A 16843-nucleotide genomic window follows, 5' to 3' on the forward strand; every position below is an offset into this window, starting at 1 on the left:
GCAGTCTTTCGGACTGCGGCTTTGTTCATCGAGCGAGTTCGCCCATCAACCCGGCTGTGGGGCCTCTTCTCCACCCAGTGCCTTCCACAGGGTCACGCGATTGAGCTGCTCCGACAGGCGCAGGCCTATCAAGGTCTGCTGCGCGGTGTAGAGGCTGCGCTGCGCATCCAGCACCGTCAGATAGTTGTCCACGCCGGCCTTGAAGCGAGCATTCGACAAATCAAAGGCTTTTTGCGTATTGGCCACCATGCTGGTCTGGGCGTCCAGCCGCTCGCCCCACTGGGCACGGTCGGCCAGCACATCCGCCACCTCCTTGAAGGCAGTCTGCACGGACTTCTCGTACTGACTCAGCGCAATGCGCTGATTGCTTTCGGCCACCTGTACATTGGCGCGGTTGCGGCCGCCATCAAAAATCGGCAGTTTGACCAGAGGGATGAAACTCCAGGTGCTGTTGTTGTTTCCGAACAGGCGGTCCAGCTCGTTGCTTCCGGTGCCGAAACTGCCGGTGAGCGTGATGCTGGGAAACAGCGCCGCTCTGGCTGCGCCGATATTGGCATTCATGGCCTGCAGGTTGCGCTCCGCAGCCTGCACATCAGGACGCTTGAGCAGCACCGACGAGGGCAGAGGTACAGGCACGACCTTGAGAGCCGCCGTGTCTGCCGCGCCCGTCAGGGTCTGGGCGTTGGGCAGCAGTTGCGCAGGCACCGGACCGCCCACCAGCAGCTGCAGGGCATTGCGGTCCCTGTCGACCTGAGAGGTATAACTCGCCACGTCACCGCGCGCGGTATCGACCGTGGTCTGGTTCTGAGCCAGCACCAGACCGGAGGTCGAGCCCAGCTCATGCATGCGCCGTGTCAGCTCGAAAGCCTTGATGCGGCTGTCCAGCGTGTCCCTGGCCAGCTGCAGGCGCGCCTGATCGGCCGCCAGCGTCAGCCATGCATTGGCGACATCAGCCACCAGACCGATCTGCACATTGCGCCGGTTGTCCTGGCTTTGCAGAAACTGCTGCAGCGAGGCTTCGCTCAGATTGCGGATGCGTCCCCACAGGTCCAGCTCGTAGCTGGCGAAACCCAGCTGGGCCGTGTACTGCTCGCTGACGCTGGAGCGCCCCGCCGTCGTCAGATCGCCTGCGGTGCGCGTGCGATTGCTCTGCGCCTGGGCCGTGATGCCCGGCAGCAGATCTGCTCTGGTGATGCCGTACTGGGCGCGCGCCTTCTCGATGTTTTCCAGCGCGACGCGCAAATCGCGATTGTTGCTCAGCGCCAGCGCCACCACCTCGCGCAGCTGCGGCGACTGCAACCATTGCAGCGTCTGGGCCTGTTGCAGCGCCGCCTCGCTGGCCTGAGCCGGCACGGCGTTGCCGGAGACAGTCTCGGGCACGGGCAGATCAGGCGTTTTATAGGCCGGCGCCAGGTTGCAGCCCGCCAGCAAGGCCGTCATTGCGGCGACCGCCATGGCCGAAAATTTCATGCTCGGGCGCCTCATGCCGCGCTCTCCTTGTTGACGTCAGCCGCCTCATCGCTGCGCGAGCGGCTCTTGAACCAGCTGCGCACCAGCAGGAAGAACACCGGCACGAGGAAGATACCCAGCACCGTCGATGCCACCATGCCGCCCAGCACGGCTGTGCCGATGGCATTGCGACCACCAGCTCCAGCGCCGGTGCCGATGGCCAGCGGGATCACGCCGAAACCAAAGGCCAGAGAAGTCATCAGGATGGGACGCAGGCGCAGACGCACGGCCTCCACCGTCGCATCGAACAGCTTCTTGCCCTGCTCCTGCAGCTGCACCGCAAACTCCACAATCAGGATCGCGTTCTTTGCCGCAAGACCCACGGTGGTGAGCAGGCCGACCTGGAAATACACGTCGTTGGTCAGGCCACGGGTATAGGTCGCCAGCAGCGCGCCCACCACGCCCAGCGGCACGGCCAGCATCACCGACAGCGGCACCGTCCAACTTTCATAGAGTGCGGCCAGGCACAGGAAGACGAACAGAATCGAGATGGCATACAGCATGGGCGCCTGCGCACCGGACTGGCGTTCCTGCAAGGAAGCTCCCGTCCATTCGTAGGCAATGCCATTGGGCAGCTTCTTCAGGATGTCTTCCACCGTCTCCATGGCAGTACCCGAGCTGATGCCCGCTGCGGCGCGGCCTTCAAACTCATAGGCCGGGCTGCCGTTATAGCGCAGCAGCTGGGGCGAACCATAGGCCCAGTAGGTTTTGGAGAACGCGCCAAACGGAACCATCTCGCCCTTGTTGTTGCGCACCGTCCATTTGGCGATATCGGTGGGCAGCATTCGGTACTGGGCATCGCCCATGATGTAGACACGCTTGACGCGGCCGTTGTTCAGGAAGTCGTTCACATAGGTGCCGCCCATGGCGCTGGAGAGCACGCTGTTGATGTCGCTGTACGCCAGCCCCAGAGCGGCAGCCTTGCGGTCATCCACATCCACGCGCAGCTCGCTGGCATCTTCCAGATTGGTGGTGCGCACAGCCGTCAGCAGATTGTTGGCACGCATTTCGCCAAGCACCTGATCACGGGCGGCGAGCAGCGCTTCATGGCCCACACCGTTGATGTCCTTGATCATGAAGTTGTAGCCCGAGCTCGAACCCAGGCCGCGCACTGCGGGCGGCAACACCACCTGCACGCGCGCATCACGGATGCCGGCCAGATCCTTGGTCGCCTTGTTCGCAATGGCCGCAGCCGATTGCGAAGGCAGCGGACGCATGCTCCAGGGCTTCAGACGAATGAAGCCGCGCGCCGAACTCTGGTCGCCATTGAGGCCCGAAACCTGGTTGAAGCTGATCACATCCGGCTGCTTGGCCAGATACTCGCGCACCTGGTCCAGCACTTCCTGCAGACGGGTGTCCGAAGCACCCGACGGCAGATTGACGTTGACATAGACAAAGCCCTGATCCTCGTCCGGCAGGAACGAGGTGGGCAGCTTGGCCATCAGCAACCAGACCGCGGCCAGCACGGCCAGGAAGATCAGCATCATGCGCTTGGTCCGGCCCAGGCTGAAAGCCACGGTGCTCTGGTAGCGGTTGGCCGCAGCATCGAAATTGCGGTTGAACCAGCGGAAGAACCGGTCGTTGATGCCCAGCACCCCGGAGCGTATGGGGCGCTCGTGGCCATGTCCGTGGTCGAGATCCGGAGCCTTCAGAAGCGTGGCGCACAACGCCGGTGTCAGCGTCAGGGCCACGAACACGGACAGCGCCATGGCCGCCACGATGGTGATGGAGAACTGGCGATAGATCACACCGGTTGAGCCACCAAAGAAAGCCATGGGCACGAACACCGCCGACAGCGTGACCCCGATGCCGACCAGCGCGGGCGTGATTTCCTTCATGGACTGGCGCGTCGCCTCCTTGGGAGACTTGCCCGTCTCGTGCATCACCCGCTCCACGTTCTCGACCACCACGATGGCATCGTCCACCAGCAGGCCGATGGCCAGCACCATGGCAAACATCGTCAGGGTGTTAATGGAGAAGCCCGCAACGGACAGCACGCCGAAGGTGCCCAGCAGCACCACCGGCACGGCAATGGCGGGGATCAGCGTGGCACGGAAGTTCTGCAGGAACACGAACATCACGATCACCACCAGCACCATGGCCTCGCCCAGCGCATGCACCACCTCGTTGATCGAGGCCCGCACAAAAGGCGTGGAGTCCGAGCTCACGAAATAATCGATCTGGTTGGGGAAAAAGGGCTTGAGCTCGGCCAGCTTGGCGGCCACGGCATCCGACACCGCCATGGCGTTGGCACCATCGGCCAGGATGATGCCCATGCCTGCGCCCGGCATGCCGTTGAGCTTGGCCTGAATGGACAGGTTGTCGGCCCCCAGCTCCACCCGTGCCACGTCCTTGATGGTGACGACAGAGCCGTCATTCGAGGACTTGAGCACGATGTTCTCGAACTGCTCCACGGTCTTGAGCTTGGTACGCGCCGTAATGGTCGCGTTCAGTTGCTGGTTCTGCACTGCGGGCAAGGCCCCCAGCTGACCCGCCGAGACCTGGGCATTTTGCGCGTTGAGCGCGTTGCTCAGATCGGAGGGAATCAGCCCGTATTTCTCCATCTTGGCCGGGTCCATCCAGATGCGCATCGCATAGGGCGTACCGAAGACGTTGATGTCACCGACGCCTTCGATGCGTCCGATGATGTCCACCAGATTGCTGTTGATGTAGTCGCCGATGTCCACGGCGGTCACATCCTCATCGGGGGAATAGAAACTGTAGGTGACCAGAAAATCCTGGCCGCCCTTGTTGATGAACACGCCTCGCGTCTTCACGGAGTCCGGCAGGCGGTTGACCGCGCCCTGGATCTTGTTTTGCACCTGCACCTGGGCCACGTCGACATTGGTGCCCGGAGCAAAGGTCAGGGTAATACGGGCCTGACCGGAGGCATTGCTGGTCGAGCTCATATAGAGCATGTTGTCGATGCCCTTGATCTGCTGCTCGATGATCTGCGTCACCGAGTTTTCGACCGTCTCCGCCGAAGCACCCGTGTACTGGGCGCCGATGGTCACCCGGGGTGGAGCGATCTCGGGGTACTGCTCCAGCGGCAGCAGCTTGATCGACAAAGCCCCGGCCAGCATGATGATGATGGCAATGACCCACGCAAAGATGGGCCGGTTGATGAAGAACTGAGCCATGTGTGTCGCCTGCCTTGCTTACTTCTTGGCAGGCGCATCGGCAGCGGCCTGGACAGGCGGCTCGCCACGCTGGCTCTTGCGCTCGGCCTTGGCCTTCAGATCCACTTCCACGGTCTGGACCTTGTCGCCGGGCTTGATGCGCTGAAAGCCATCCACCATCACACGCTCGCCGGCTTTCAGGCCAGTCTTGAGCAACCAGAAAGCACCCACGGCGCGATCCAACTCCACATCGCGCTTTTCCACCACATCGCCGTCCTTGACGACCATGACATTGGCGCGTCCGGTCAGATCACGGGTCACCGACTGCTGCGGCACCAGCAAGGCATCGGGCGCCAGGGCAGTCGGCAGCAAGGCCTTCACATACATGCCGGGCATGAGCATGCCGTCGGGATTGGGCACCTCGGCGCGCAAGGTCAGCGTGCCGGTCGTGTCGTTGACGATCACGCCGGCAAAGGCCAGCTTGCCCTGATGCGGGTAGTCGCTGCCGTCGTCGAGCTGGATGCGCACGGGAATCTTGTTGCCTTCCACCTTCTGGTAGCGGCCGGACTCCAGATCTCGCTTGAGCTGCATCAGATCGGAGCTGGACTGGGTGAAGTCCACATACATCGGGTCCAGTTGCACGATGGTGGTGAGCGCCGTGGCCTGACTGGCCGTGACCAGCGCGCCGGGTGTGACGGCAGACAGCGCGATGCGGCCACCGATCGGTGCCTCGATACGGCTGTACTTGAGATTGATGCGCGCGGTTTCCAGGTTCGCCTTGGCCACCGCCACGTCGGAAGCGGACTGGGCTGCCGCCGCCTGGCTTTCGTCAAAGGCCTGCTTGCTGATGGCATCGATCTTGACCAGCTCGGCATTGCGCCGCGCCGTGGCCGCCAGCGTGCGCTGGCTGGCTTCGGCCTTGGCCACGGCTGCCGCGGCGCTGGCCTCGGCGGCCTTCAGCGATGCGGCATCGATCTGGTAGAGCTGCTGGCCCTGCTTGACCTGAGCGCCTTCGGTGAACAGGCGCTGCTGGATGATGCCCGAGACCTGGGGACGCACTTCGGCCGTCATGAAAGCCCGGGTACGCCCCGGCAGGCTGGCATCCAGCTGCTGGCTTTGGGACTGCAAGGTGACCACTCCGACCTTGGGCTCCGACTTGGCCGGGCCTTTTTGCTCCGCCTCGGGCTTGGAGCAACCCGCCAGCGCTGCGGCGATCAGCATGGCGCCCACAGCCAGCGTCCAGCGCTGCTGGCGACGACCCTGCCGGCCTGCACCGGGCAGGCAAGAAAAATGCGCCTCTCGGCGCGGTCTCGGCGAAGCGGGCTGGTCAATCTTCATACGTGGAACGGTCTGAACTAAGGAACTTGTCAACATTGTGCGCCGACAATATTAATAAAATGTAAAGCAGCCAAGAGCGCAATGACATGCCGGCAATCACCCGCTTGCCATTCTTCTGTCACACAGGCATGCAAGACATGCTGCGCCATCGGCTTGGTGGCATCACTGTAGAAAGCCTTGGCAGCAAGGCTCCACCTCATAACGGACTAGAGCCGCCCCCCCCCCGCACTGCGCAATCGATGGCCGGCTGTGCCATCAATATCAGCACGGCAGCCGCTTTTGCTGCCAAATCAATGCTGCGACTTGCCCGGGCGTACCCGCAACATGCTGAAAACCCCGGCCAATGCCGCAAAACCGCCGGCCACGGCCAGCGCCAGCAGTTCAGCATTGCCACCATGCCCGCCCGAGATGGCAAAGATGGTGGCCAGTACCACGGCACCCAGCGTCTGCCCGGTCATGCGGGCCGAACTCAGCATGCCGCCCGCTGCACCGCTGCGCGACATGGGCGCCGAGGTGACGATGGTGTGATTGTTGGGCGACTGGTAGAGCGCAAAGCCGCTGCCCGCCAGCAGCATGCGCCAGACCATGTCCCAGTGCGCGACATCGATGGGCATGGCCGCCAGCAGCCACAGTCCGCAGGCAAACATGGCCATGCCGATGCCGCCCAGCAGTCCGTCGGGATACTTGCCGATCAGGCGCCCCGCCACCGGGGCCGTGAGCATGGTGGCCAGCGGCCAGGCCGTGATCAGCATGCCGGCCTCCATGGGAGACAGGCCGCGCGCCTCCAGCAACAGGAATGGCAGGGCCAGATAGGACAGCATCTGCGCGCAGAAGGCCGAGACCGAGCCGCACATCGACAAGCGGAACACGGGAATGCGCATCAGATCGACCGGAAACAGCGGAGCTGTCTTGTGCCACTGACGGCGCAGATAGACATAGCCGACCACCAGCCCGGCGCCCAGCAGCCACCAGCCCGAAGGCATCAGTGAGCTGCCCGCAGCGCCCTGCCCCATGCGCACGCCCAGTTGTTCACCGCCCAGGAAAAGCAGGGTGAACATCAGAATATTGAGCAATACGTCAAGCGCCGCTATCGGCTCGCCATCCTTGCGCACCACGGGGTTGGCCGGCAGCGCCTTGCGTCCCATCCACAGGGTGATCAGGCCCAGCGGCACATTGATGGCAAACAGCCAGGGCCAGTTGGCGACCGACAGGATGGCCGCGGCCACCGAAGGCCCGGCCATGGACGAGGTCGCCACCACCAGCGAATTGATGGCCATGCCGCGTCCCAGCATGGCGCGCGGATAGGTCAATCGCACCAGCGCTGCATTCACGCTCATGATGCCGGCCGCGCCCATGCCTTGAAACACGCGCGCCGCAATCAGAGTGGCCAGCGAGCTGGCCAGCGTGGCCGCCACCGAGGCAATGACAAACACCGTCATGCCCAGCAGATAGATGCGCCGGTAACCCAGGCGCTCGCCCAGGGCCGCCAGCGGCAGCAGCAGCACTAGACCGGCAAGCTGATAGGCGTTGACCACCCACAGCGTCAGGGCCGAGCTGGCCTGCAGCTCGCGCGCAATGGCGGGCAAGGCCAGATTGACGATGCTGCTGTCCAGCACCGACAGCGTCAGTCCCAGAATGATGACCAGCATGGCGCGGCCGCGTGCGCCATCAGGCAGGCCGTCGTAGGCTGCAGGAGTCTGGGCAGTGCTCTCAGTCATGGGCAACTCGGTGTACACAGCCCAGCGTGATCCAGGTCAGCGCCACGCCCACCAGGGCTCCGGTCGCCATACCCACCACCATGGGCAGGGGCTTGCTGTTGGAAAAATGCCCCACGATCTGCATGGCCGCCGCGCCGCTCAGCATCTGCAGCGTGCCCAGCAAGGCCGAGGCGGTTCCGGCAATCTCGCCATGCTCTTCCAGGGCCAGCACCGAGGTCGTGGGAATCACCAGGCCCATGAAGGCACTGGCGATGAAGTACAGCACGATCAGCACCGTCAGCTGCTCGCCGCCCAGCAGGTAATAGACCAGCAATGCAGTCATGGTCACGCCCGAGGCAGAAGCCGCGGCCTTGACCACATTGACCAGGCCGAAGCGCTGACCCAGCCGACCCGTCAGCTGCGCCGCACCGATGAAGGCGATGGAGTTGAGTGCGAACGCCATGCTGTACTGCGTGGACGAGAGGCCGTAGTAGTTGATGAGCACAAACGGCGAGCCCGCCAGGTAGACAAAAAAGCCCGCCATGGCGCAGCCGCCGATGAACACCAGGCCCAGGTAATGCCAGTCACGCAACAGGCTCAGGTAGGCCTTGAGTGCACCGCCCAGGCTGCTGTCCAGACGCGCCTCGGCGCTGCGGGTTTCCTCCACGCCGCGCCAGGTGGCGATCAGGCCCAGCATGGCTGCGGCGGCCACGACCCAGAACACGGCACGCCAGCCGGCCAGGGCAATCACGCCGCTACCGGCCAGAGGTGCCAGAATCGGCGAAACGCTGAAGACCAGCATCAGCAGCGACATCATGCGCGCGGCCGCGTGGCCCGTATGCAGGTCGCGCACCACGGCACGCGGCACGGCCATGCAGGCCGCAGCGCCCAGACCCTGCACAAAGCGAAACACCACCAGGGTTTCGATATTGGGTGCCAGCGCACATCCCACGCTGGCGGCGGCAAACACCGTCAGGCCAAAATACAGCGGCGGCTTGCGGCCCAGCATGTCCGAGACCGGGCCGTAAAGCAGCTGGCCCACGCCGATGGAGAGAAAGAACGCGGTCAGGCTGGCTTGCACGGCACCGACCTGGGCATCCAGGCTGGCGCCGATCTGTGGCAAGGCCGGCAGATACATATCGATGGCGAAAGGCCCTATGGCCGACAACAGGCCGAGAATCAGAACCAGGCGCAGGGAAACAGAAGCTTGCATAGGGGTGTGATTGTCGTGGTAACTTGATTTATGTGCTGAGCAGGCGCCGGTTTCCTGCATGGCGGTGCAGGCTCACGCCGGTCAGCCTCGCACCGCCTGCACCTAAGCCGTCAATTACGAGGCTTTAGGCCCGGTCATCCAGGCCATGGCTGCATGGACAGCCAGCACAATGGGTCAACTACCCTTCCCTGCTATTGCCGTGATTGCTGCCAGTATCTCCCCACGCCTGCCCTTTTTACTGCTGACTGCGCTCGCTGCGCTATGCCTGACGTCTCAGCCGGCCAGCGCGCAGTCCGCCGCAGCGGTCCCGGCTTTTCTGCCCTCACCGGATGGAAGCATGGTGATAGACACGCGCGCCAAGCTGGCCTGGCCCCGCTGCGCCGAGGGCATGAGCTGGAATGGCAAGGCCTGCAGCGGCCAGGCCGAGGTCTTCAGCTACAAGCAGGCCATGACCCATGCCGCACAACGCAGCAAGGCCGAAAACCTGCGCTGGCGTCTGCCGCGCGTCAATGAGCTCAAGCGCCTGCTGGACCGCAGCAGCAAGCCCCAGGGCTTGAACCCGGAACTCTTTCCCAATGCGCCGCGCGACTGGCACTGGACGGGCACGGCCGCCGTGAATGCCCAGCGCCTGAACACCTACAACTACGCCCAGGTGGACAAATCCAGCAGCATCTCCGGCCTCTCGGCCCAGCAGGCCTGGGCAGTCAACACCGAGACGCTGCAGGCCGTGCCTGATATGGGCAAGGGCAATGGCCTGCTGCTGCGCCTGGTGCGTCCGGCCACCGAGGCCGAGCTCGCCCACCAAGCTTCGACTACGCCATGAAAAAAGCCTTGCCGCAGTGGCAAGGCTTTTTCAACTCCCTCACGCTCAGCCTGCGCGCAGCGCCGCCTTGAGGCTCTCGCCCAGTTCGGGCTTGTGCGCGAAAGGATCCGTCGGGTTGCGGCCCTGCACCACATCTTCCAGACGCACCTGCACCGAGCCCAGGGCCTGCGGGTGGCTGTAGATATAGAACTGGCCCGACGCAATCGCATCGAACACCTTCTGCGCCACCTCGGTCGCCGTGACCTTGCCCGAGCCCACGGCCTTGTCGGTCATGGCCTGACCTATCTTCTGGCTGGCCGTCAAAGGCTGCGCCTCCAGGCCCTGTGGACGGTTGCGCTCGCTGTGACCTATGCCCGTGGACACGAAGAAGGGGCAAAGCAGACTGGCGCTGACCTGGTCCGAGACCAGGGCCAGGTCCTGGTACAGCGTCTCGGTCAACGACACCACCGCATGCTTGCTGACGTTGTAGATACCCATGTTCGGCGGCGCCAGCAGACCCGCCATGCTGGCGGTGTTGACGATATGGCCTTCGAAGGCCGGATCGGCCTTGGCGGCCTCCAGCATCATGGGCGTGAACAGGCGCACGCCATGGATCACGCCCCAGACATTGACGCCCAGCACCCACTGCCAGTCGGCTACCGTGTTTTCCCAGACCAGACCGCCGGCACCGACGCCCGCGTTGTTGAAGACGAAGTGCGGCGCGCCAAAGGTCTCCTTGACCTCGGCAGCCAATCGCTCCATCTGCGCCGCATCCGACACATCGACCCTGCGCGCCAGCACCTTGGCACCGGCGGCCTTGAGCTCGGCCTCTGCCTTATCCAGCGCCTCCTGCTGCACATCGACCAGCACCAGATTCATGCCTCTGGCGGCTCCAATGCGCGCGCACTCCAGCCCGAAGCCAGAGCCCGCACCCGTCAGAACCGCCGTCTTTCCCGCGAAATTCGTGATCATTCTTGTCTCCGTATTTATTTGGACGCAGCTCAAATGCGTTTCCACGCTCGAAACCGGCGCAGCACAACCAAGGGACAGCAAGCAAGGGCCTGTGCCGGCCGCGCCGCCCCGCAGCGGGGCTGACGTCCCCCTTACATAGCGCGCAGCGCATAGAGAAAAGGGGCGCCCGGCAAGGGGAAGGCGCGAGGCCGCCCAGGCAAAGCGCCTCAGGGGGTTAAATCAGCTTTACCAGCTGCTTGCCGAAGTTCTTGCCCTTGAGCAGACCCAGAAACGCGCCGGGCGCCGAGGCCAGACCTTGGGAAATCGTCTCGCGCGGCTTGAGCTTGCCGGCTGCCACCAGGCCGCCCAGCTCGGTCAGTGCCTCGCCCCAGACTTCCATGTGCTCGCTGACGATAAAGCCTTCGAGCTTGATGCGATTGACCAACAGCAGCGCCGGGTTGGCCAACGGCAGGGGCTGGCCGTCATAGCCGGCAATCATTCCGCAAAGGGCCACACGCGCAAAGGCATTGGTGCGCAGCAGCACGGCGTCGAAGATATAGCCGCCCACGTTCTCGAAATAGCCATCGATGCCGTTGGGGCAGGCATCCTTCAGGGCCTTGGCCATGGTCTTGGTATCGGGGTGCTCGCGGTAGTCGATGCAGGCATCAAAGCCCAGCTCATGCACGGCGTAATGGCATTTCTCGGCACCGCCCGCAATGCCCACCACGCGGCAGCCGCGCGCCTTGGCCAGCGCCACAAAGGCGCTGCCCACGGCACCGGTCGCGGCACTGACGACCATGGTTTCACCGGCCTTGGGGTTGATGATCTTGACCAGACCATACCAGGCCGTGACGCCCGGCATGCCCACGGCACCCAGATAGTAGGACAGCGGCACATGGGTGGTGTCGACCTTGCGCAGCGCGCCGGGCACGCTGGGGTCAAGCAGCGAGTACTCCTGCCAGCCGCCCATGCCGACCACCTTGTCGCCGGCCTTGAACTTGGGGTGACGGCTCTCGACAATCTCGCCTACCGTGCCGCCCTGCATGACCTCGCCCAGCGGCTGGGGCTGGGCATAGCTCTTGGAGTCGTTCATGCGACCGCGCATGTAAGGGTCCAGGCTCAGATAGTGGTGGCGCACCAGCACCTGACCCTCGCCCACCGCGGGCAGCGGCGACTGCACCAGCTTGAAATTGCTCTCTACCGCCTCGCCCTGCGGGCGGTTGTCCAGAAGGATCTGCTGATTGACCGTCATGTTTCGTCTCCTGTTTGAAATTCAATTTTCATAGCTGAAAGCGCTTGATATACCTCACACCTACAGCCAAAAACATACAAAACAACCATATGAAAGGCGGTAGCCGCTCATAAAAACAGAGCAGCCTATCTGTACTCAATCCGTGGGCAGGGCTTTCAGTCCGCCTTCGGCTGCAGGCCTGCGCTGCATGTACTTGAAAGTGCCTGTGGCCTGCACGCACAGGCGTCCTTGCGCGTCGTAGATACGGCCTTCGGTGAAAGCCATGCTTCCGGTGCGATGCAGCAGCTTGCCCTGACCCACCAGCGGCCCCTTGGCGGCCTGCATGAAGGAACTCTTCATCTCGATGGTGACAACACCCTGCTCGAAATCCACGCTGCGCGCGGCCACGGCCATGGTCACATCGAGCAAGGTCATCGATGCGCCGCCATGCGTGACGCCGAAGGAATTCAGGTGCTCGGGCCGCGGTGTGTAGCGCAGTTCGGATTCGCCGTTTTCGGCCTTGATCAGGACGAAACCGAGTTCATGCACAAAGGGAATTTCTGGACCAAATGACAACACCGCAAAACCTTTCAGGAGAATGAAGCGCCGCGCACCACGCTGCGACAGCCAAGTCGTGAATATAAACACGCCGGACCGGCCCGAACTCCGGCGCGTGACAAAAACACGGCCAGGCCGGGCTTCAGCCTCCGACCAGGGCGCTCACACCACCATCCACCGCCATCCACTGGCCGGTGATGTGCTTGCCGGCATCGCTGGCATAGAGCAGCGTCAGTCCCTTGAGATCCTCGTCGTCGCCCAGGCGGCGCAGCGGGGCATGGGAACGCATTTCGTCCTCACCCAGCGTCTCGATCAGCACGGCCGCCATCTTGGTCTTGAAAAAGCCCGGGCAGATGGCGTTGACCGTAATGCCGTGCTCGCCCCACTCGCCAGCCAGCGCGCGCGTGAAATTGATGACCGCGCCCTTGGAGGTGTTGTAGGCAATGGTCTTCATGCCCGTGGGATTGCCGCCCAGGCCGGCGATCGACGCCAGATTGATGATGCGGCCGCTCCTGCGCTCCAGCATGGACAGGCGGGCGATCTGCTGGCTCAGCAGAAAATAGCCGCGCACATTCAGGTTCATCACCTTGTCCCAGGCCGCCGTCGGGTGGTCCTCGGCCGGCGCGCCCCAGCTGGCTCCGGCGTTGTTGATCAGGATGTCCACATGGCCGAGGCGCTGCACGGCCTCCTTGGCCATACGGGTGATATCGGCCTCGTCCGAGCAGTCGGCGGCAATCCAGTCAGCCTCTATGCCAGCGGCCTTGAGCTCGGCTGCGGCCTCTTCCAGATCCTTGGCCTTGCGCGAGCTCAGCAGAATCTTCGCACCGGCCTCGCCCAGCGCATGCGCCATCTGCAGACCCAGGCCACGCGAGCCACCGGTCACCAGGGCCGTCTTGCCCGAGAGATCGAAAAGTTGCTGCACCGTACGTGTCATTCTCATGTCTCCTGTTTGTTTTCAAGGTTCAAACCGGGTTCGCAGTGCCTTGCAAGGCCTGCCCGTCAAAAGCTGCATGAATTGTGCGGGTGCCTCAGGCGCTATGTTGTCACCTGCGTGTCGGCGCTGTCCCGCAGGTGGCAGAGCCCGCGCTGGCGCGGCTTGCAGGGTCTGCCGGCAGCCGCCAGGCGAAGCGCATCCCGTGCCCTCAATCGGCATCAATCGGCAAACAGCGACTGTGTGCCGCCCCAGGCCCCGCCTTCGATCTCCAGCATGCGCAGCTTGGTCAAAGCGCCCTGACCGCCCGAAAAACCGCCCGGCGCCCGCCCTGCCGCCAGCACGCGATGACAGGGAACAATCGGCGCAAACGGATTGGCCCCCAGCGCCTGGCCCACAGCGCGCGCTGCACCGGCCTCGCCCAGTGCCGCCGCCACCTCGCCATAGGTGCTGGTTCGGCCCGGCTCCAGGGCGCGCGTGAAAGCATAGACCCGGCTGTGAAATGCAGGCACGGCAAATTCATCCAGCGCGATCTGCTGCAGATCAGGCAGACCGTCGCCTGATTCTTGCGCAAAGGCCTGGCGCATATCGCCCAGCACGCCGAAAGCCAAAGCCTCTGCACCGGGTTGCGCCCAGCCCTGCTCGCTCTGTGAGTTCACGCCTGCCAGCAGACACTGCACCCCGGCCATGGCCTGCAGGGCAAAGCCCGGAACCGCGGAGATGGAGGTCACGGCGCCATAGACCGCAGGCCCACGCTGCGGCTGCAGCGCATGGCGTTTGGTCAGGCCCAGCAGCATGCGCTCCCGGGTCTCGCCCCAGCTGGCCTCGGGCAGTTGCACGGCGCAGACGGCTGCGGCATTCCAGGCCAGTCCACAGGCACCGATGCGCGTGACAAACAGGGCATGGCCGGGAAATGGCAGCGAAGCAGCGTGATTCATGGCCACAGTCTACAAAACGCAGTCCCCGGTCTGCCGCAAAAATTTTCCAGGAACTGGATACAAAAACAGTTAATTACTGTATATTTAAACAGTCAAAACACTGTGGATATACGGACATGCAAGAAGCCCATTTCACCGTCTCTCTTTGCGACTACCCCGAGCTGCCCGAGGACAAACGTCATCAAGCCGAGGCACGCTATGCCCGCGTACTGGCACGCCAGCTTGGCGGGGAAGAGCAGGTCGGCGAAGCACTTTCTCTGGTGCAAGGCCTGGAAGACACCCCGCCCGAGGAAATCACCGACGACGCCAAGCTCACCTTCCAGCGCTGGATGAAAGCCGCACGCGCTGCTGCCGAAGCGGGCCTGCAAGGCATTGGCGGCACCGAAAGCTGTTTCTTCGATGTGCGGCGCATCTACCACTGAGTGAACAGCCACGCCCGCGCGAGCCCCAGGGCCATTTGCGGCTGCCCGGGCCGCCAACCATTGCAAGGGGCATGTGCCGCCCTGGCAACCGGAGCTCGCTGCAATGCCTACACTGGCGGCTTGTTTGACCGTGTGACTGTTTTCTCCCCATGCAAGCCCTGCTAGCCGCCATTGCCCAGATGCCCTTCCCCACCGATGCCCAGCGCATCTTTCACGGCCGCGGCGGGCGCTATCCGGGTTGCGAGCAGATCTCACTGGATGCCTTTGCCCCCGTGATCGTGCTGACCAGCTTTGCGCCCATGGAGGAAGCCCAGCTGAGCCAGATCGGTCAGGCACTGGAGCAGCGCTGGCAGCAGATCGCCCCGGCCGGGCTGCCTCTGACCTGGGCCTTCCAGAGCCGTGAGAGCGGCGGCAAGGTCGAAACCCGCGTCATGGCCGGCGAGCTGCCCGAGCCGCATGTGGTGACCGAGAACGGCGCCAAATATCTGGTCCATATCTCGCGCGGGCAGAACCACGGCCTGTTCCTCGACATGGCCGCCGGCCGCGACTGGGTGCGCCGGCAGGTGCTGGCCCATGAGCGGCCCGCGCGCATGAAGGTGCTCAATCTGTTTGCCTATACCTGCGCGTTCTCGGTCGTGGCCAAGCTGGCCGGTGCGGGCCAGGTTCTCAATATGGACATGAGCAAGGGCGCTCTGGCCACGGGTCAGCACAACCATCAGCTCAACGGCGTCAAGGCCGGCGCCAGCTTTGCCGCCCACGATATTTTCAGCAGCTGGGGCAAGATCAACCGCAGCGGACCGTACGACCTGATCGTCGTGGACCCGCCCAGCTACCAGAAGGGAAGCTTCATCGCCACCAAGGACTATGCGCGCCTGATGCGCCGCCTGCCCGATCTGCTGGTGCCGGGCGGCCAGGTCCTGCTGTGCCTGAACGCACCCGAGCTAGGGACGGACTTCCTGCGCGAGCAGATGGCGGAAATCGCACCCGAGCTGCAGTTCGTCGAGCGCCTGGCCAACCCGGCCGTATTTGCCGATGTGGACGAGGAACGCAGCCTCAAGGTCATGGTCTATCGCGCGCCGGCGCTGACTGAGGCCCAGCAGCCATGAACGACGCTACAGACGACCGCCAGGACCTGCCTCCGCAGCCAATAGATCCGGCACTGGGACACACCTTGCAGCGCTTTGCCCAGCTCGATACGGACACGCCGACCCCGCAGCTTGACTATGTGGAGCGTCGGCGCCTGCTCAGCGAGCTGCAGGCCGGATTGATTCGCTCGGCCCTGCCCGGCATCTCCAGGGCCGAACATTTCCTGGCCGCCGAGGGCCGCGAAATCTGCATGCGCAGCTATCGCAAGCAAGGTGCGGGCAGCGGCCGGACGCTGGTCTGGCTGCACGGCGGCGGCTGGATGGTGGGCGATCTCAACACCCATGACGACCTGTGCGAGCATCTGGCCCAATTTACCGGCCATACCGTGCTGTCCGTGCATTACCGCCGCACGCCAGAGAGCCGCTTTCCCGCGCCGCTGGACGATGTGATGGCCGTGCTGCAGTGGCTGAGCGACATGCGCGGGCTGCTGCCTTTTGCGGCCGACAAGGTCCTGCTCGGTGGTGATAGCGCTGGCGCCCATCTGGCACTGGCAGCGGCAGTGCGCCAGATTCAGCAACCCACCAATGCGGCCCACATCGCAGGCCTGCTCCTGCTCTACCCGCCGCTGCAGCCCGATCAGGACAATGACAGCATGCGCCGCTTTGCCGCAGGCTTCGGGCTCACGCCCGCCGCCATGCAGCGCTACTGGCAGGAACTGGGCCGGCCCGAGGGCCAGGCCGCACAATGGCTGACGCCGGGCTGCAGCAGCGCAGCCATCGTCCATTTGCCGCCCACGCTTTTGATGACGGCCAGCCACGATATCCTGCGCGACGAGGCCGAGGCCTTTGCCCATGAGGCCCAAGCCCTGGGCGCACCGCTGCAGCTTTTGCGCGCCCCGGCCATGGTCCACGGCTTTGCACGCATGCTGGCAGCCAGCCCGGCGGCGCGCCAGCAGGTGGAGCTCGCCTGCTCGGCCTGGGCGGAACTATTGGGCCGCCAACGCCCTCTGAGCAAATAAGCTTTGCTTTCCAGACGGGTAGCGGCATGG

The 16843-nt window shown here is 64.0% G+C and carries 14 protein-coding genes; 4 read left to right on the forward strand and 10 right to left on the reverse strand.

What is annotated here, in order from left to right; translation table 11 throughout:
* Positions 1 to 45: 45 nt before the first annotated feature.
* From DJFAAGMI_RS07560 to DJFAAGMI_RS07580, 5 genes are all read right to left on the reverse strand, one after another.
* The gene (locus tag DJFAAGMI_RS07560; protein WP_211456555.1) at positions 46 to 1485 is read right to left on the reverse strand and encodes an efflux transporter outer membrane subunit; all 1440 of its coding nucleotides are present in this window, start codon (positions 1483 to 1485) and stop codon (positions 46 to 48) included.
* Entirely contained in the window at positions 1482 to 4649 is a 3168-nt protein-coding gene (locus DJFAAGMI_RS07565) for an efflux RND transporter permease subunit (RefSeq protein WP_211456556.1), read from the reverse strand. The genes DJFAAGMI_RS07560 and DJFAAGMI_RS07565 overlap by 4 nt, the downstream gene beginning before the upstream one ends.
* 18 nt (positions 4650 to 4667) lie before the next feature.
* A complete protein-coding gene (locus tag DJFAAGMI_RS07570; protein WP_211456557.1) occupies positions 4668 to 5966 on the reverse strand; it encodes an efflux RND transporter periplasmic adaptor subunit in 1299 nt (432 codons plus the stop codon).
* Between the two features lie 290 nt (positions 5967 to 6256).
* Complete coding sequence (locus tag DJFAAGMI_RS07575; RefSeq protein ID WP_043003701.1) at positions 6257 to 7684, reverse strand: MFS transporter; 1428 nt, start codon at positions 7682 to 7684, stop codon at positions 6257 to 6259.
* Complete coding sequence (locus DJFAAGMI_RS07580; RefSeq protein WP_211456558.1) at positions 7677 to 8876, reverse strand: multidrug effflux MFS transporter; 1200 nt, start codon at positions 8874 to 8876, stop codon at positions 7677 to 7679. The genes DJFAAGMI_RS07575 and DJFAAGMI_RS07580 overlap by 8 nt, the downstream gene beginning before the upstream one ends.
* A 337-nt stretch (positions 8877 to 9213) precedes the next feature.
* On the opposite strand from DJFAAGMI_RS07580, the gene DJFAAGMI_RS07585 reads away from it, so the two are divergent.
* Complete coding sequence (locus DJFAAGMI_RS07585) at positions 9214 to 9699, forward strand: Lcl C-terminal domain-containing protein (protein WP_211456559.1); 486 nt, start codon at positions 9214 to 9216, stop codon at positions 9697 to 9699.
* 45 nt (positions 9700 to 9744) lie between these two features.
* On the opposite strand, the gene DJFAAGMI_RS07590 is transcribed toward DJFAAGMI_RS07585, so the two are convergent.
* The 5 genes from DJFAAGMI_RS07590 to DJFAAGMI_RS07610 all read right to left on the reverse strand — a co-directional run bounded on the left by DJFAAGMI_RS07590 (position 9745) and on the right by DJFAAGMI_RS07610 (position 14287).
* Positions 9745 to 10650: an SDR family oxidoreductase gene (locus DJFAAGMI_RS07590; protein ID WP_211456560.1), complete on the reverse strand. Its 906-nt coding sequence runs from the start codon at positions 10648 to 10650 to the stop codon at positions 9745 to 9747.
* Between the two features lie 214 nt (positions 10651 to 10864).
* Positions 10865 to 11881, reverse strand: coding sequence for an NADP-dependent oxidoreductase (locus DJFAAGMI_RS07595; RefSeq protein WP_211456561.1), 1017 nt, complete (start codon positions 11879 to 11881; stop codon positions 10865 to 10867).
* Between the two features lie 135 nt (positions 11882 to 12016).
* Positions 12017 to 12439: a hotdog fold thioesterase gene (locus tag DJFAAGMI_RS07600; protein ID WP_167002410.1), complete on the reverse strand. Its 423-nt coding sequence runs from the start codon at positions 12437 to 12439 to the stop codon at positions 12017 to 12019.
* Positions 12440 to 12560: 121 nt separating this feature from the next.
* Positions 12561 to 13352: an SDR family oxidoreductase gene (locus DJFAAGMI_RS07605; RefSeq protein ID WP_211456562.1), complete on the reverse strand. Its 792-nt coding sequence runs from the start codon at positions 13350 to 13352 to the stop codon at positions 12561 to 12563.
* 218 nt (positions 13353 to 13570) lie between these two features.
* Entirely contained in the window at positions 13571 to 14287 is a 717-nt protein-coding gene (locus DJFAAGMI_RS07610) for a methylated-DNA--[protein]-cysteine S-methyltransferase (RefSeq protein ID WP_211456563.1), read from the reverse strand.
* A gap of 116 nt (positions 14288 to 14403) precedes the next feature.
* On the opposite strand from DJFAAGMI_RS07610, the gene DJFAAGMI_RS07615 reads away from it, so the two are divergent.
* From DJFAAGMI_RS07615 to DJFAAGMI_RS07625, 3 genes are all read left to right on the forward strand, one after another.
* The gene (locus DJFAAGMI_RS07615) at positions 14404 to 14709 is read left to right on the forward strand and encodes a hypothetical protein (protein WP_043003708.1); all 306 of its coding nucleotides are present in this window, start codon (positions 14404 to 14406) and stop codon (positions 14707 to 14709) included.
* A 149-nt stretch (positions 14710 to 14858) separates the two neighbouring features.
* Complete coding sequence (locus DJFAAGMI_RS07620; protein WP_211456564.1) at positions 14859 to 15815, forward strand: class I SAM-dependent methyltransferase; 957 nt, start codon at positions 14859 to 14861, stop codon at positions 15813 to 15815.
* Positions 15812 to 16813 (forward strand): alpha/beta hydrolase fold domain-containing protein, encoded by a 1002-nt coding sequence (locus DJFAAGMI_RS07625; RefSeq protein WP_211456565.1) that lies wholly within the window; start codon positions 15812 to 15814, stop codon positions 16811 to 16813. Before DJFAAGMI_RS07620 ends, DJFAAGMI_RS07625 begins: the two co-directional genes overlap by 4 nt.
* The last annotated feature ends 30 nt before the right edge of the window (positions 16814 to 16843 follow it).

This window comes from Comamonas brasiliensis (assembly GCF_018292285.1).
In the GTDB taxonomy this organism is placed as follows: domain Bacteria; phylum Pseudomonadota; class Gammaproteobacteria; order Burkholderiales; family Burkholderiaceae_C; genus Comamonas; species Comamonas brasiliensis.